The organism is Pseudomonas sp. LjRoot277 (assembly GCF_964253845.1).
Taxonomy (GTDB): Bacteria; Pseudomonadota; Gammaproteobacteria; order Pseudomonadales; family Pseudomonadaceae; genus Aquipseudomonas.
Genome location: NZ_CAXURI020000001.1, coordinates 4,731,857 through 4,747,352, shown reverse-complemented (window position 1 = coordinate 4,747,352; position 15,496 = coordinate 4,731,857). Strand labels below are relative to the sequence as shown.

Below are 15,496 nucleotides of genomic sequence, written 5' to 3'. Positions count from 1 at the left end.
TTGGGTGATGTATGGAGCTGGCACAGATACGCATGTTCAAGACCGTCGCCGAGGTCGGCAGCATCGCCCGGGCGGCCGAGTTGTTGCATTGCGTGCCGTCGAACATCACGGCACGGATCAAATCCCTGGAAGCGGAGCTGGGAGTCGCGCTGTTTCTGCGCGAGGGCCGAGGGCTGCGAATCAGCCCGGCGGGGCAGACGTTTCTGGCGTATGCCTCGAAAATTCTCGCCCTGACGGCGGAAGCCAAGCGCGCGGTGGACCCTTCGGCCGAGCCGTCCGGGCCGTTGCGCATTGGCGCCATCGAGTCGTCGGCGACCGGGCGATTGCCGCGTTTGCTGGCGAAATTCCACAAACGTTTCCCCGGCGTTGCGCTGGAACTGACCACCGGCACCTGGAGCCAATTGCTCGACGACACACTCAATCACCGGCTCGACGGCGCGATCGTCGCGGTGGATGTCGAGCGCCCACACCTCAAGCGCACGCCAATGTACCGCGAGGAGCTGCTGCTGATTGCCTCGACGTCCCTGGGGCCGGTGCGTGACATCGCGGATTTGCAGGACAAGACCGTGTTCATGTGGCCTCAGGGCTGTCCCTACCGGGCGGCGCTGGAACATTGGTTGCTGCGGCAGGGGCAGGCGTTGCAGATCGTCAGCCTGGCCAGTTACGGGGCGATTGTCGGTTGCGTCAGTGCCGGGGCGGGTGTCGCGCTGGTGCCAAAAGGCGTGTTTGATCAGTACGCCAAGGGGGCGGGTTGTGCGGGGTATGAGTTCCCCGAGCTGACGGCGATCGACAACCTGTTTTACTGGCATGAAAACGCCGGGGTTCACCCGGCGCGGGAAGCGTTTGTGGGGATGTTGCGGGAGGAGTTCACGGCGTAATAGGCGTCGGGTCTGAAAGCCACCCCTCACCCCAGCCCTCTCCCCAACGGGGAGAGGGGGAAAGGGGGAACGGGGGAAAGGGGGCCGATCTTCAAGCCTTTCAAACCTGAGTTCGACTCGGAATTTCAGGTCGATGTAGCTCTAAGAACCACTCGGTCAGTCCCCTCTACCTCTGGGAGAGGGTTAGGGTGAGGGGTGGACCTAAGCGACACCCACATCCCGCATCAACAACCCAAACCGCAAATCCACCGCATCCGGAATCGGCAGGTAAACCGTATGCCCATCCCCCGGCGCCACCTCGATCGGCTCGCCTTTAACGTTTTGCAGCTCATGCAAGTCGAATTGGAAGTTGCCCTTGGGCGTCATCAGTTCCATATGGTCGCCCAGACCAAATCGATTCTTCACCTTGACCTCCGCCATCCGGTCACGCCGCTCGCCGGTCAGCTCGCCGACAAACTGCTGCCGCTCCGACACCGAACTGCCGTGCTGGTAGTTCTGGTATTCGTCATGCACGTGCCGACGCAGAAAACCTTCGGTGTAGCCGCGCTGGGCGAGGGATTCCAGATCCGTCATCAGACCGCGGTCGAACGCGCGACCGGCCACTGCGTCGTCGATCGCCCGGCGGTAAACCTGAGTGGTCCGTGCACAATAAAAGTGGGATTTGGTCCGGCCCTCGATTTTCAGTGAGTGCACGCCCATCTGCGTCAGGCGCTCGACATGCTGCACCGCGCGCAGGTCCTTGGCGTTCATGATGTAAGTGCCGTGCTCGTCTTCGAAGGCGGGCATCAGTTCGTGGGGCCGGTTGGCTTCCTGCAACAGGAACACCTGATCGGTCGGAGCGCCGATGCCCAAGGTCGGTTCCGGCTGGAAGGTCTGCACGATCTCGCCGAGCTGATTTTCTGTGGCCTCTTGCGCCGAGTATTTCCAGCGACAGGCATTGGTGCAGCTGCCCTGATTGGCGTCGCGCTTGTTCATGTAACCCGACAACAGGCAGCGACCGGAATAGGCCATGCACAAGGCACCGTGGACGAACACCTCCAGCTCCATGGCCGGGACTTGCTGGCGGATTTCGGCGATTTCTTCCAGGGACAGTTCCCGCGACAGGATGATCCGGCTCAAGCCTTGTTGCTGCCAGAACTCGACACTGGCCCAGTTCACCGTGTTGGCCTGCACCGACAAGTGAATCGGCATCTGCGGGAAATGCCGGCGAACCAGCATGATCAGGCCTGGATCGGACATGATCAGCGCATCCGGCGCCATGGCAATCACCGGTTCCAGATCCTTGAGGAAGGTTTTCAGTTTGGCGTTGTGCGGGGCGATGTTCACCACTACGTAGAAGCGCTTGCCCTGAGCCTGGGCCTCGTGAATGCCGAGGGCCAGATTGGCGTGATCGAATTCGTTATTGCGCACCCGCAGGCTGTAGCGCGGCTGACCGGCGTACACCGCATCGGCGCCGTAGGCGAAGGCGTATCGCATGTTTTTCAGGGTGCCGGCGGGGGCGAGCAGTTCTGGAGGCAGGAGAGTCATGGCAGAGTCGGTCACAAAAGCCGCCGAGAATAAGCGGCTTGCCCGCGGGGTTCATTGATCTGGATCTATGCTTGATGAACAAACGGATGGCACTCGCGCGAACCGTGGCGGACTAAGCATCAGGGCGCGACATTGTGTCCTTGCGGACTGACATGGATCGGACATGAACGAAGAGACAGTACAAAACAAATCACAGGTGATCTTGCTGGGGCTGGTCACCGCCGCTTTCATCTGGATTTTGCTGCCGTTTTACGGCGCGGTGTTCTGGGCAGTGATCCTCGGCATCCTCTTCGCGCCCCTGCACCGACGACTGCAACTGAAGTTCGGCTGGGAGCGCAATCTGACGTCGCTGCTCACCCTGAGCATCTGTCTGGTGAGCGCGATTCTGCCGGTCATCATCCTGAGCATTTTGCTGGTTCAAGAAGGGGCCGCGGTCTACCACCGCATCGAAAGCGGCGAACTGGACATCGCCGGGTACGTGACACATTTCAAACACAGCCTGCCGCCGTACTTCCAGCACTTGCTCGATCGGGCCGGGGTTGGCGAGCTGGACGGGCTGCGGGAGAAAATCATCAAGAGCGCGGTGACTGGCAATGAGTTTATCGCCTCGAAGGCTTTCAGTTTTGGCCAAGGCACGTTCGACTTTGTGGTGAGCTTTTTCACCATGCTCTACCTGCTGTTCTTCTTTCTGCGGGACGGCGCCGAACTGGCCCGCAAAGTGCGCGCTGCCGTGCCGCTGCAGGACAACCAGAAACGCCGTTTGCAACTCAAGTTCAATCGCGTGGTGCGCGCCACGGTGAAGGGCAACCTGCTGGTGGCGATCACGCAGGGCGTATTGGGCGGGTTGATGTTCTGGTTTCTGGATATTCCGAGCGCGTTCCTCTGGGCGGTGCTGATGGCGGTTCTGTCGCTGTTGCCAGCGGTGGGGGCGGGGATTGTCTGGGCACCGGTGGCGGCGTTTTTCCTGTTCGCCGGGGCGATCTGGGAGGGCGTTGTGCTGGCGCTGTTCGGGATTTTTGTGATCGGCCTGGTGGATAACGTGCTGCGACCGATCCTGGTGGGCAAGGATACCAAGATGCCGGACTATCTGATCCTGATCTCGACCCTTGGCGGTCTGGCGATCTTCGGCCTCAATGGCTTTGTGATCGGGCCGCTGATCGCCGCGCTGTTCATGTCGAGCTGGGCCATCTTCATTGAAACCAAGCCGCGGGTGCAGCTGCCTTAAGCGCTGATATGGCCTTGGCTGATGCGTTGCGACAGTGCCTGGGCGGCCGGCAGCGAGGTGAGCGGACCGCTGATCGGTTCGCCGTCCTGCACCAGGTACCAACAGGCGAGCAATCCTAGCTCTCTAAGCGGTGCGGGAACGGCGCTGCCGATAACGGACATGATCTGAACCTGGGACATAAGTACCTCCATCAATCTGTGGAGCTACCTTACGGATCGGGCGCTTGAACGGACAATCAACGCTTTCGATAGTCGTCATTGATGCCAGTGAGGCTTCGCTTCAGTCGACCACCAGATCCAGCATATGAACCACTTCCTGCTCGTTGAGCAGGCCTTTTCGCACCAGGTTTTCTGCCAGCAGCGAAAGAAACTTGGCGCTGCGATGGCCTTCCAGGTGCTTGAGTTCGGTCAGTGCGTTGTACACCTTGCTGGAAGTGCACAAGCCGACAATGCGGTGCGGGTTTTGCGTGGGCATGAGGTCGTCCTTGTTTTTATCAACCTGTTGTTAACGGACAGATCCAAGATTGCGGACCCGACATGACATAAATATGACCGTTTTCCCCAAAGCGGGGGAAGGATGGCGAGTCAATCTTGCCAACTTGCACCGCAAAGACTGTCCCGACAGCGACCTTGGCGAGATTTATCCAGACCTCTGCCGACGGACGGTCACAAAAAAGGCCCCGCTGTTGAGGCGGGGCCTGATGATTCCGTTACCAGCGGCCATAGCCGCGGGGAGGGCCGTAGTAACCACGCGGTGGACCGTAATAACCACGTGGCGGGCCGTAGTAAACCGGCGGCGGGCCGTAATAGACCGGTTGTTGCACGTAGACCGGTGCCGGCTGGTAATAAACCGGTGGCGGGCCGTAGTAAACCGGTTGTGGTGGAGCGTAAACCGGTTGCTGTACATAGACCGGCCGGTTGCTGTTGATGATGGCCGAACCGACGATGGCCGTGCCAACGATCGCGCCAAATACCGCCGGCCCCTCCCAACCGTGACCGCCGTGACCGCCGCCAGCCTCTGCCTGCCCTGCGATAGCAAGAGCACCGATCAGCAAGGCTACTGTGGGGATTTTACGGATCATGATAGTTCCTCGGTTCTTCGCCCCTGCGCTTGTGTCTGCAATAGACCCAAGGATTGTCGCGGGGATACTTCTAAGACAGCGTTTTTTTCAAAATCAGCACAGCCGTTAGGTAAATTTTGTGTAAGGTCTGTACTGACTTCTTTACGGTTCAGTGAGGCCGCGTGCAGACACACCGTTATGATCGATCAGACCCGATGGATTGGCTAATCCCGTCCATCTGAAAGTGCTATTCAAGGAGATTTTTCATGCAGATGAACCCCAACAGAGACACCCTGCTGTGCATGTCGCTTTCCGCACGTCCCGGGAACTTCGGTTTGCGGTTTCACAATCATCTGTATGAGCAACTGGACCTGAATTTTTACTATAAGGCCTTCAGCAGTCAGGATCTGCCGGGCGCCGTTGGCGGCATTCGCGCCTTGGGGATTCGTGGTTGCGGTGTGTCGATGCCGTTCAAGGAGGCGTGCATTGCGCTGGTCGATGAACTGGACCCCTCCGCTGCGGCCATTCAATCGATCAACACTATCGTTAATACTAACGGCCATCTCAAGGCTTACAACACCGACTACATCGCGATCGCCCAGTTGCTTGACACCCACCAGGTGCCGAAGGCATTGACCTTTGCCCTGCGCGGCAGCGGCGGCATGGCCAAGGCGGTGGCCAGTGCCTTGCGCGATGGTGGCTACAAAAATGGCCTGATCGTCGCCCGTAACGAGCGTTCCGGACGTGCATTGGCCGAATCGCTGGGCTATCGATGGCAAGCGGAGCTGGGCTCGGAGCGGCCGCAGATGCTGATCAACGTCACACCGATTGGCATGTCCGGCCCCGAGGCCGATCAGCTGGCGTTCGATGTTGAAACCATCGCTGCTGCCGAGACTGTCTTCGATGTCGTGGCAGTCCCCTCGGAAACACCGTTGATTGTGCGCGCTCGTGCTGAAGGCAAGCGAGTGATCACCGGGCTGGAAGTGATCGCGATCCAGGCGCTGGAGCAGTTCGTGTTGTACACCGGCGTGCGGCCGACCGATGAGCAGTTTCACAAAGCCGTGGAATTTGCCCGAAGTGACCTTGGCTCCCCTGCTGCCCAGCAAGCGAAACCGTGACTGAGGTGACTCATGCATCCTGCCATTCTTAATCTGGACCAGGCCAAACTTGAGCCGCTGCCCGAAGCGTTTGCCCCGACGGGAGACACCGCCGACCGCTATCAGCAACGGCAGGCGCGCATCGGCCAGCAACTGGGTGCGCAGAAGCTGGGTTATCGTCTGTACGCGCTGGAACCGGGGATGCGTGGCAGCCCGTTTCACAGTCATCGGGTCAACGAGGAGATGTTTTACATCGTGGCCGGGGAAGGGGAGATTCGCTTGGGCGCCGAGCGCTTTCCCGTTCGCGCCGGTGATGTCATTGCCTGCCCGCCGGGCGGCCCTGAAACCGCGCACCAGATCATCAACACCAGCAAGGGTGAGCTGCGCTACCTGGCGGTCAGCACCCAACAATCACCCGAGATTTGCGAGTACCCGGATTCCGGCAAGTATGCGGTGATGGACGACTTCAAGGTCGACGCCGAGGGCAATACCTCGGGCTTCGTCGCCGTCGCCAGGCCGGCCGACGGCGTGGATTATTGGGACGGCGAGTAGAAGCACCGCAACCTAATGTGGGAGCAAGCTCGCTCCCACATTGATTTTTGCGTTGCTGGTTTATTCGAGGCGGGCCAGTCGCTCTTCCAGCGCTGCAATTCGTGCCTCAAGCTCTTCGATCCGCTCAACCGATACGCCGCCACCCGCGCCACGCTCGGTCGGGTTCTGCCGTGCCGCCAGGATCGCTTCGATGTCCGCCGGGTCGCCCAAGGCGTGCATGTAGCGGTCTTCACGCTGACCGGCCTGGCGTGGAATCAACAGCGCCAGACCGCGAGCGATCAAGCGTTCCAGTTGATGCACGACCTGTTCGGCATCTTCGAAGTCATGCATGCGGCCGCTGCGGGTCAGCAGTTCATTGACCGTTTGCGGACCGCGCAGGAACAGCAGCCCCGCAAGAATGACCTGAGCCGGCACCAGTTCCAGTGCCTTGTCGACCTTGTGTTCCCAGCGATCCGCACGACTGCCCATCACCAGCTTGGTAAAGCCGCGTCCTTCGAGGGCGCGCAGGCTTTGGCCGACCTGACCCTGGGTCAGGTTCATCACCGGCTCGCGGCTGGTTTTCTGGTTGCAGGCAATCACCAGCGCATTGAGGGTCAGCGGATAGGTTTCCGGGCTGGTGGCCTGTTTTTCGATCAACGAACCCAGAATGCGGATTTCCGTGCTGTTGAGTCGCGGCTCGTCGAAGGTCGTTTCTTGCTCAGTGCTCATGATTCTGCATTCCTTCCCGGGTTCATGATGTTCTCCTGCTGGCATGCACTTTAGATTGACGTGTGCCAATGGCAACTGAATTCGTCGCCGTACCTTGGCAATGGTCACAAAACCTAAATCAATCTGTTACGCCATCTTAACAATCAGACGTGCACCGTATGCAGGGCTGCAGATGACTGCGGCTTATGACGGGTACGGCGAAAATTCCTATCGACGACGTCACCGGCCTTATTAATTGTGCAGTGGAGCAAGGCATGAAGCTGACGTGGGTATCGACCCGCAATAATGCGCTGATCGGCGCGCGCCCGCTATGACCGTACTGGTCACCGGCGCCGCCGGTTTCATCGGGTATCACACGGTCAAGCGCTTGTGTCAGGAAGGTCTTGAGGTGGTCGGTATCGATAATCTCAACGACTACTACAGCGTGGAACTCAAACACGCACGGCTTGAGGAGCTGAAGTCCTTGTCGGGCTTTCATTTCCAGACGCTGGATATCGTCGACAAACCGGCCTTGATGGCATTGTTCAAGGATCACGGCTTCACAGAGGTTATCCATCTGGCTGCCCAGGCGGGCGTTCGCTACTCGCTGGACAACCCGGACGTGTATGCGCAATCGAACCTGGTTGGCTTTCTGAATGTGCTGGAAGCCTGCCGGCACCACCGCCCCGAGCATCTGATTTATGCATCGAGCAGTTCGGTGTACGGCACCAACAGCAAAATGCCGTTCAGCGTCGAAGACCCCGTCGATCATCCGATTTCGTTGTATGCCGCCAGTAAGCGTGCCAACGAGTTGATGGCCCACAGCTATTGCCATCTGTATGGACTGAAGGCCAGCGGCCTGCGTTTTTTTACCGTTTACGGACCTTGGGGGCGCCCCGACATGGCGCTGTTCAAATTTACCGAAGCGATTCTCAACGGCAGGCCGATTGACCTCTACAACCAAGGCCAGATGTCGCGCGACTTCACCTACATCGACGACATCGTCGAAAGCATTGCCCGATTGCGCCCAAGACCGCCGTTATCGGACGGACCTGGCGATGGCGCCAACCGGATCTTCAACATCGGGCGCGGCACGCCGGTGGCGCTGCTGGATTTCGTCGAGTGTCTGGAGTCGGCACTGGACAGGAAAGCCCGGCGCAACTTCCAGCCGCTGCAGGCTGGCGATGTGGTCAAGACCTGGGCGGATGTGTCGGCATTGGCACAGTGGGTCGATTTCCGTCCACAAGTGTCGGTTGAGTCCGGCGTCGCGGAATTTGTGAAGTGGTACCGCCACTTTTATCAGAGATGAAACGTTGGCCTTTGATAATAAAAAATCCAGGGTAATAGGGGCCTCTATGAGCCAAGACATATTTGTATCCGTGCTGATTCCGGCAAAGAACGAGGCGAGCAATCTGACATCGCTGCTCGAAGAAATCCGTATCGCACTGGCCGATGAGGCCTATGAAATCATCGTTGTGGACGATGGCAGTACTGACACCTCCTTGCAGGAACTGCGGCAGACCCGGCACAGCGGCCTGAGCACGTTGCGTATCCTGCGCCATGAGCGTTCGCTGGGGCAGAGCACTTCGCTCTACCATGCGGCGCTCGCCGCCCGGGGCCAATGGCTGGCCACGCTCGATGGCGACGGTCAGAACGACCCGGCGGATATCCCCGGCATGCTGGCATTAGTGCGCAGTGAGCAGGGGAGCGCCGACCTTCAGTTGGTGGCCGGGCACCGGGTCAACCGTCGCGATACCGCGAGCAAGCGTTGGGCCTCGCGGTTTGCCAACGGGTTGCGCAGCCGGATGCTCAAGGACCAGACGCCGGACACTGGCTGCGGGCTGAAATTGATCGAGCGGGCGGCGTTTCTGCGCTTGCCGTACTTCGACCACATGCACCGGTTCATTCCTGCGCTGATCCAGCGGCATAACGGCCGGATGATCACCCACCCGGTCAACCATCGGCCTCGCACGGCCGGGGTATCCAAATACGGAAACCTCGACCGCGCGCTGGTGGGCATTCTCGATCTGATCGGCGTCTGGTGGCTGATCAGGCGTACGCGTCTGCATGCCCATGCGCGGGAGATCGAAGGATGAACCTGTCCCGCGAAACCCTGTGGCTGGTGGTCGGTTTCAGTGGCCAGATCGCCTTCACCGGTCGCTTTGTCCTGCAGTGGCTGTACAGCGAATACAAGAAACGCAGCGTAATTCCGGTGAGCTTCTGGTACCTGAGCATCGTCGGCAGCGCGCTGCTGTTCGCTTACGCCATCTACCGACAGGACCCGGTTTTCATCGCCGGTCAGGCGTTCGGCTCCATCGTCTATTTGCGCAACCTGCAATTGATTGCCCGCAGCAAAACCTTGAAGGACTGAACCGTGCGCCGAACCCTGTCACCCAGCGTCGAATGCCTGGGGCTGATGTTGCTTGCTCTTTTATTGGTTGGCGCCGGGTTCGGGCTGCGTCAGCCGCAGAATGTCGACGAGGAGCGATTCCTCGGCGTTGCGCTGGAGATGCTGCACAACGGTTCTTGGCTGATTCCGCACCGAGCTGCCGAGATCTACGGCGATAAACCACCGATTTTCATGTGGACGGTGGCGTTTTTCACCTGGATCACCGGGATGCCCGCCCTTGCCCTTTATATTCCGGGGCTTTTGTCGGCCACATCGGTCACGGCCATGCTCTACGACCTGGGTCGTCGGTTGTGGAATCAGCGGGCCGGACGAACAGCAGCGCTGTTGTACCTGGCCACGTATCAGACGTACAGCATTCTGCGGACCGGTCAGATCGACAGCTTTCTGATTTTGTTCACCTCTCTGGGCCTGTACGGCCTGGCCCGTCACCTGCTGCTCGGGCCCGCCTGGCGTTGGTTCTACGCGGGTTGCGCGGCCATGGGCATTGGCGTGATCACTAAAGGGGTCGGCTTCGTCCCGGCGTTGATGCTGATTCCGTATGCCTACGCGGTGCGCAAAGGCTGGCCTGGCGTGGTGGCCATGCCGGGTGAGGCGCGCAAGTGGTGCCTGGGGTTTTTGCTGGTGCTTGGCGCCGTCGCGATCTGGCTACTGCCCTTGGCGGTGTCTATCGCATTCAATGGCGCCGCTGACGAAATCGCCTACGCACGGGAAATTCTGCTGCGCCAGACAGCGGGGCGCTATGCCGCCGCGTGGGATCACCGAGAACCGTTCTGGTACTTCTTCGTCAACGTCATCCCGCAATACTGGATGCCGTTGGTGCTGGCCCTGCCGTGGCTCGTGCCCGCCTGGCGCAGGCAGCTGCACAAGCGCGACGGTCGAGTGCTGGTGCTGCTGGGTTGGGTCGTACTGGTCGTACTGTTCTTCTGCCTGAGCAGTGGCAAACGCAAGTTGTATATCTATCCGGCGTTGCCTGGGCTGGTGCTGGTTGCCGCACCGCTGATTCCGTGGCTGCTCAAGCGTTGGTTCAGCAAGCGCCCGCGCGGTCGGCGGGTATTCCAGGTGGTGGCCGTCACGTGGTTCACGTTGTGGTTCGCTCGCGGTTTCATCGACCCGGTCAAGGACGGACCCAATCCCCACGAGGCGCTGATGGCGCAAGCGGCGGCGATGACCCAGGGTGCAGACCTGGTGCTGGTCAACTGGCGCGAGGGTCACTGGTTGTTCGCCCGACAGCCGATCGTGCATTTCGGGATGATCGGCTCGACGGTTGAGCAGGCCGCTCAATGGCTGCGCGAACACCGTCAGGCGTACGCCTTGGTGCCAGATGAACTGCTGAGCCGGTGTTTTAACCCTCAGGCCGCCCATGAGTTGGGCGAAACCTCGCGCGCGCAATGGTCGATCGTCGGTGCCGATGCCGATAACGGCCGTTGTCATCCAGGACAGCCAGCCAATATCTATCGCTTCACCTGGGACCGCGCATGGCTATAATCGCCCCACGTTTCCCTCCTGTCACCACACGAGACTGCCATGACTATTTCCCTGTACGCCGCTTCCGTCCCGGTTTTCAAACAAATGCTCAACGCCCTGAGCGACGTTTTGAACAAGGCCGAAGCCCACGCCACCGCCAAGAACATCGACCCGAATGCTTTCCTGCAAGCCCGTCTGTACCCGGACATGTTCCCGCTGGTCCGTCAGGTGCAGATCGCCGTTGATTTCGCCAAGGGCGTTTCCGCGCGTCTGGCCGAAGTTGAACTGCCGAAGTACGACGACACCGAAACCACCTTCGCCGAGCTGCAAGCGCTGATCGCCAAAGTGCTGGCCTTCATCGGCGAGATCAAACCGGAACAGATCGACGGCAAGGAAGGCATCGAAATCATCACCCGTCAGGGCACGCCGAAAGAGAAGCGCTTCACTGGCCAGGCTTACCTGCTGAGCTACGGTCTGCCGCAATTCTTCTTCCACGTCACCACCACCTACGCACTGCTGCGTCACAACGGTGTGGAAGTGGGCAAGCGCGATTACATGGGCGCGTTCTAAACCGCCCAGCGTAAAAAAGCCCGCCAAGGTGTGAACCTTGGCGGGCTTTTTTTGGTGAATCTTTTGATCTTTGTTACGCCAGACGTTGTGCCTTCTCGTCTTCACCCAGGCAAGCGGCGGCGGTAAACAGCACATCAGTGGAAGAATTCAGTGCGGTCTCCGCCGAGTCCTGCAACACCCCGATAATGAAACCGACCGCCACCACCTGCATGGCGATTTCGCTTGGAATGCCAAACAGGCTGCACGCCAGTGGAATCAACAGCAACGAACCGCCCGCCACGCCCGAAGCGCCACAGGCACAGATCGCCGCGACGACGCTCAGCAGGATGGCCGTCGGAATGTCCACGGCGATGCCCAGCGTATGCACGGCCGCCAGGGTCAGCACGGTAATGGTGATCGCCGCGCCGGCCATGTTGATGGTCGCGCCCAGCGGAATCGAGACCGAGTAGGTATCTTCGTGCAGGCCCAGGCGCTTGCTCAATTCCAGATTGACCGGAATGTTCGCCGCCGAGCTGCGGGTGAAAAACGCAGTGATACCGCTTTCGCGCAAGCACGTGATCACCAGTGGATACGGGTTGCGACGCAGCTTCCAGAACACGATGACCGGGTTCATCACCAGCGCTACAAACAGCATGCAGCCCAGCAACACCGCCAGCAGATGCACATAGCCGATGAGAGCACCGAAGCCGGAGGTAGCGAGGGTCGAAGCCACCAGACCGAAAATGCCCAGCGGCGCAAAACGAATCACCAAACGCACGATCAGGGTCACGCCGTTGGACAAGTCGCCGAGCACCTCGCGAGTGGTGTCACCGGCATGGCGAATGGCAACGCCCATGCCAATCGCCCACGCCAGAATGCCGATGAAATTGGCATTCATCAGCGCGCTGACCGGGTTGTCGACCACGCTCAGCAGCAGACTTTGCAACACTTCACTGATCCCGCCCGGCGCGGTGATCGCAACGTCGTGAGTGGCCAATACCAGGCTCGACGGGAACAGCGTACTGGCGACAACGGCCACCACCGCCGCCGCAAACGTTCCCAGCAGATACAGAAACAGAATCGGCCGGATGTGGGTTTCCTGGCCGTGCTTATGGTTGGCAATCGAGGCCATGACCAGCACGAACACCAGAATCGGCGCGACAGCTTTAAGCGCCGAAACGAAGACTTTGCCGATAAACGCAGTGGACTTCGCCACCTCCGGCGCGAACAGGGCCAGGGCAATCCCGGCGATCAGGCCGATGATGATTTGTGTGACCAGGCTTAAGCGTTGCAGGCGTAACCATAGCGAAGGGGATGAAGCGGTCATAAAACGGCATCTCTGATTTTTTTAGGTGCGGGGTATCGCGACATCAATGCCAATCAATGGCCGATGAACAGGGTGTACGTATCGCAGGGCGCGGACTTTATCACAGCGCGGTCTTCATCCTTCAGACCTGTGACGATCTGCCGCCCGAGGGGGCAACGAGATCGGCAGGTTCGTGCAACCCTGATCGGAAACACTCTGTTAAGATTCGCCATCCTCATTTTCAAGTCATGCCAGTGGGCCTTCGGGCTATCGCTGGTGTCGTCGTTTTCTGGAGTTCTGCATGCTGTTGCCCATCCTTCTGTTGTCTGCCGCCGGTTTCACGGTGCTGACCACGGAATTCATCATCGTCGGCCTGTTGCCGGCGATCGCTCGAGACCTTGAAGTCAGCATCCCCCAGGCGGGTTTGCTGGTGACCTTGTTCGCCTTCACGGTCGCCGCATTCGGGCCGTTCCTGACCGCCTGGTTCGCAAGGTTCGAGCGCCGCAAATTGTTCATCTCGGTGCTGATCATGTTCGGCCTGGCTAACACCCTCGCGGCGTTTGCCCCGAACATCTGGGTGATGTCCGTCGCCCGGTTGATCCCCGCGTTGGGGTTGCCGGTGTTCTGGGCGCTGGCCAGTGAAACCGCGGTGGACATTGTCGGCCCGGACTACGCCGGTCGCGCCATCGCCAAGATTGGTTTCGGCATTGTCTGCGCCACGGTGTTCGGCATTCCGGTGGGCACACTGATCTCCGATGCATTCGGCTGGCGCAGTGCCTTCGGCATTCTGGCGGTGATCGCGTTTGCCAAGGCGTTGCTGCTGTTTATCTACTTGCCGAAAACCAATCTGCATCAGCATCAAGTGAGCTTTCGCTCGCAGTTCAGAATCCTGCGCAGCCCGCTGATGGTGGGGCATGTGCTGCTGTCGATCCTGGTGTTCAGCGGCATGTTCACCGCTTACACCTACCTGGCGGACATTCTTGAGCGACTGGCCGGTTTCAACGGCACGGTGGTCGGCTGGTGCCTGATGGGCTTCGGCGCGGTCGGGTTGATCGGCAACTCACTGGGCGGCCGCGCGGTGGATCGTCATCCGTTGATCGCCTCGATGATGTTCTGCGCGTTCATGATCGCCGGCCTGGTGGCGTTGGTGCCGAACATCCATTCGCCGCTGGGTCTGGCAGCGGCGATGGGGATCTGGGGCGTGACTCAGGCGGCGTTGTTCCTGGTCAGCCATGTGCGATTGATGAAGGCTGCACCCGAAGCACCGGCGTTCGCGGCATCGCTGAACATTGCCGGGGCTAACCTCGGGATAGGCCTGGGCGCCATGATCGGCGGTAGGGTCATCGACGGTGTAGGCCTGCAAGGTCTTGGTTTCGCGGCGGCCGCTTTTATCCTCGCCTCGATCCTCTTGGCCATCGCGCTGATGACCTTCAAGCCCCGCGAAGTCTGCGCCTGACACTTCACATCTCGGTGAACAGCTCGCGTCGGGCACCTTCGGTAATCGCGACAATGCCGGGGTGCTTGACCTTGCGTTCCACCGAAATGGCGTAGAACGACTCGGTCACCGCGTCGGTCTGGCCAATCAATTCCACGCCGTATTGGCGTATCACTTCATCGGCAATCACGCTCGGGCCGATGAAGATCCCGCTGCCGGATTGGCCGAACGCCTGCATCAAGGCGCTGTCGTCGAACTCGCCGACGATGCGCGGCTGGATCTGCTGCTCGGCAAACCAGCGCTGCAAGCGACTGCGCACCACGGTCTCCGGCCCTGGAATCAGTAGCGGTGCGCCGTGCAGGCTGCGGGGAAAATCCTGACCGTACTGCGCCGCCAGTTCAGCCGTGGCGAAGAAGCTGATCCCGCATTCCCCGAGTTTCTGGCTGTAGCCCTTGATGTCCAGGTGCGAAGGCATCGGGCTGTCGGAGATGACCAGATCCAGGCGCTGGATCGCCAGATCGGCAAGCAGGCGTTCCAGTTTGTCTTCGCGACAGGTGATGCGCAGCGGCTCGCTCAATTCCATGGTCGGCGCAATCAGTCGATAGACGATGGATTTGGGCACCACGTCGGCCACACCTACCCGAAACAGAATCTGCTGTTCGTTGGGCTGTGCTCGCAGCATCAGCTCCAGTTCGCCGCCCAACTGGAACATTTGCTCGGCGTAGGGCAGGGTCTGACGCCCGGCCTCAGTGAGTTCCAGCTGCCGGCCGACCCGGCGAAACAGCTCGATGCCATAAGTTTGTTCGAGCAGGGAAATCTGCCCGCTGATGGTCTGGGGTGTCAGGTTCAGCTGCTCGCAGGCGCGCACGATGCTGCCGGTCTTGGCCACCACCCAGAAGTAATGCAGCTGTCGATAGTTGAGCATGGCGACCTATAGTTCGTTAAAACCGAAGTATAACAGCTAAAAATACGAATTTTCCTGAAGTGTTTGCCTCCCTAGAATGCCCCGCTATCGACGGGTGGCCTTTTCGCCCTGTCTGTTCTATCGAGGAAAGCATCATGAAGCTTAAAACCACGGCACTGTTGATCACGTCTTTACTGGTATTGGCCGGTTGTGACCAGGCCGAAAAAAGCGCTCAACAACTGATGGGCAAGGCTGCCGAAACCGCCAAACAAGCCATCGACGACACCCACAAAGCCGCAGAGCAGGCAATCAGTGACGCCACTGGCGGGCTGATCAGCAAGAAAGAGCAATCGGCCAAAGAAACGGACAAAACCGAATCTTCGTCCCAGGAAATCTAAACCG

At 59.7% G+C, this 15,496-nt stretch carries 18 protein-coding genes; 11 read left to right on the top strand and 7 right to left on the bottom strand.

The window, feature by feature from the left end; translation table 11 throughout:
• The first annotated feature begins 11 nt into the window (after positions 1–11).
• Positions 12–878 carry a LysR family transcriptional regulator gene (locus ACSQ87_RS22400; RefSeq protein WP_436274388.1) on the top strand — a complete coding sequence of 289 codons (867 nt, stop codon included), beginning with the start codon at positions 12–14 and terminating at the stop codon, positions 876–878.
• 201 nt (positions 879–1,079) lie between these two features.
• On the opposite strand, the gene trhP is transcribed toward ACSQ87_RS22400, so the two are convergent.
• Positions 1,080–2,405, bottom strand: a complete 1,326-nt coding sequence (gene trhP / locus ACSQ87_RS22395; protein WP_436274387.1) for a prephenate-dependent tRNA uridine(34) hydroxylase TrhP — start codon at positions 2,403–2,405, stop codon at positions 1,080–1,082.
• Between the two features lie 163 nt (positions 2,406–2,568).
• On the opposite strand from trhP, the gene ACSQ87_RS22390 reads away from it, so the two are divergent.
• The gene (locus tag ACSQ87_RS22390) at positions 2,569–3,630 is read left to right on the top strand and encodes an AI-2E family transporter (RefSeq protein WP_223430655.1); all 1,062 of its coding nucleotides are present in this window, start codon (positions 2,569–2,571) and stop codon (positions 3,628–3,630) included.
• Here the strand turns inward: ACSQ87_RS22390 and ACSQ87_RS22385 are convergent.
• The 3 genes from ACSQ87_RS22385 to ACSQ87_RS22375 all read right to left on the bottom strand — a co-directional run bounded on the left by ACSQ87_RS22385 (position 3,627) and on the right by ACSQ87_RS22375 (position 4,711).
• A complete protein-coding gene (locus tag ACSQ87_RS22385; protein WP_223430654.1) occupies positions 3,627–3,809 on the bottom strand; it encodes a hypothetical protein in 183 nt (60 codons plus the stop codon). The genes ACSQ87_RS22390 and ACSQ87_RS22385 overlap by 4 nt on opposite strands.
• Before the next feature lie 100 nt (positions 3,810–3,909).
• Positions 3,910–4,104 (bottom strand): hypothetical protein, encoded by a 195-nt coding sequence (locus tag ACSQ87_RS22380; protein ID WP_003179723.1) that lies wholly within the window; start codon positions 4,102–4,104, stop codon positions 3,910–3,912.
• Positions 4,105–4,339: 235 nt separating this feature from the next.
• The gene (locus ACSQ87_RS22375) at positions 4,340–4,711 is read right to left on the bottom strand and encodes a hypothetical protein (protein WP_223430653.1); all 372 of its coding nucleotides are present in this window, start codon (positions 4,709–4,711) and stop codon (positions 4,340–4,342) included.
• A 245-nt stretch (positions 4,712–4,956) separates the two neighbouring features.
• Here ACSQ87_RS22375 and ACSQ87_RS22370 point away from each other — a divergent pair, with 245 nt between their 5' ends.
• Both ACSQ87_RS22370 and ACSQ87_RS22365 read left to right on the top strand, forming a co-directional pair.
• Positions 4,957–5,808, top strand: coding sequence for a shikimate 5-dehydrogenase (locus ACSQ87_RS22370; RefSeq protein WP_436274386.1), 852 nt, complete (start codon positions 4,957–4,959; stop codon positions 5,806–5,808).
• A gap of 12 nt (positions 5,809–5,820) precedes the next feature.
• Positions 5,821–6,339, top strand: a complete 519-nt coding sequence (locus ACSQ87_RS22365; protein ID WP_436274385.1) for a cupin domain-containing protein — start codon at positions 5,821–5,823, stop codon at positions 6,337–6,339.
• 60 nt (positions 6,340–6,399) lie between these two features.
• Here the strand turns inward: ACSQ87_RS22365 and ACSQ87_RS22360 are convergent, their stop codons facing one another.
• Positions 6,400–7,047 (bottom strand): YceH family protein, encoded by a 648-nt coding sequence (locus ACSQ87_RS22360; protein ID WP_436274384.1) that lies wholly within the window; start codon positions 7,045–7,047, stop codon positions 6,400–6,402.
• Positions 7,048–7,357: 310 nt separating this feature from the next.
• On the opposite strand from ACSQ87_RS22360, the gene ACSQ87_RS22355 reads away from it, so the two are divergent.
• Genes ACSQ87_RS22355 through ACSQ87_RS22335 form a run of 5 tightly spaced genes read left to right on the top strand, consistent with a single transcriptional unit; the run spans position 7,358 to position 11,470 of the window.
• Positions 7,358–8,335, top strand: coding sequence for an NAD-dependent epimerase (locus ACSQ87_RS22355; RefSeq protein ID WP_436274383.1), 978 nt, complete (start codon positions 7,358–7,360; stop codon positions 8,333–8,335).
• A 46-nt stretch (positions 8,336–8,381) separates the two neighbouring features.
• Entirely contained in the window at positions 8,382–9,122 is a 741-nt protein-coding gene (locus ACSQ87_RS22350; RefSeq protein ID WP_436274382.1) for a glycosyltransferase family 2 protein, read from the top strand.
• Entirely contained in the window at positions 9,119–9,397 is a 279-nt protein-coding gene (locus tag ACSQ87_RS22345) for a lipid-A-disaccharide synthase N-terminal domain-containing protein (RefSeq protein WP_076028031.1), read from the top strand. Before ACSQ87_RS22350 ends, ACSQ87_RS22345 begins: the two co-directional genes overlap by 4 nt.
• A 3-nt stretch (positions 9,398–9,400) precedes the next feature.
• Positions 9,401–10,921, top strand: a complete 1,521-nt coding sequence (locus ACSQ87_RS22340) for an ArnT family glycosyltransferase (RefSeq protein WP_436274381.1) — start codon at positions 9,401–9,403, stop codon at positions 10,919–10,921.
• Between the two features lie 39 nt (positions 10,922–10,960).
• Positions 10,961–11,470, top strand: coding sequence for a DUF1993 domain-containing protein (locus ACSQ87_RS22335; RefSeq protein WP_008148402.1), 510 nt, complete (start codon positions 10,961–10,963; stop codon positions 11,468–11,470).
• 73 nt (positions 11,471–11,543) lie between these two features.
• Here the strand turns inward: ACSQ87_RS22335 and sstT are convergent, their stop codons facing one another.
• Complete coding sequence (gene sstT / locus ACSQ87_RS22330) at positions 11,544–12,776, bottom strand: serine/threonine transporter SstT (protein ID WP_436274380.1); 1,233 nt, start codon at positions 12,774–12,776, stop codon at positions 11,544–11,546.
• Positions 12,777–13,056: 280 nt separating this feature from the next.
• Between sstT and ACSQ87_RS22325 the strand changes: the two genes are divergently transcribed.
• Positions 13,057–14,211, top strand: a complete 1,155-nt coding sequence (locus ACSQ87_RS22325; RefSeq protein ID WP_150656390.1) for an MFS transporter — start codon at positions 13,057–13,059, stop codon at positions 14,209–14,211.
• A 4-nt stretch (positions 14,212–14,215) separates the two neighbouring features.
• Here ACSQ87_RS22325 and nhaR read toward each other — a convergent pair whose 3' ends face one another.
• The gene (nhaR, locus tag ACSQ87_RS22320; protein WP_008148408.1) at positions 14,216–15,115 is read right to left on the bottom strand and encodes a transcriptional activator NhaR; all 900 of its coding nucleotides are present in this window, start codon (positions 15,113–15,115) and stop codon (positions 14,216–14,218) included.
• Between the two features lie 134 nt (positions 15,116–15,249).
• Here nhaR and ACSQ87_RS22315 point away from each other — a divergent pair, with 134 nt between their 5' ends.
• The gene (locus ACSQ87_RS22315) at positions 15,250–15,492 is read left to right on the top strand and encodes a hypothetical protein (protein WP_074878465.1); all 243 of its coding nucleotides are present in this window, start codon (positions 15,250–15,252) and stop codon (positions 15,490–15,492) included.
• Positions 15,493–15,496 lie beyond the last annotated feature (4 nt).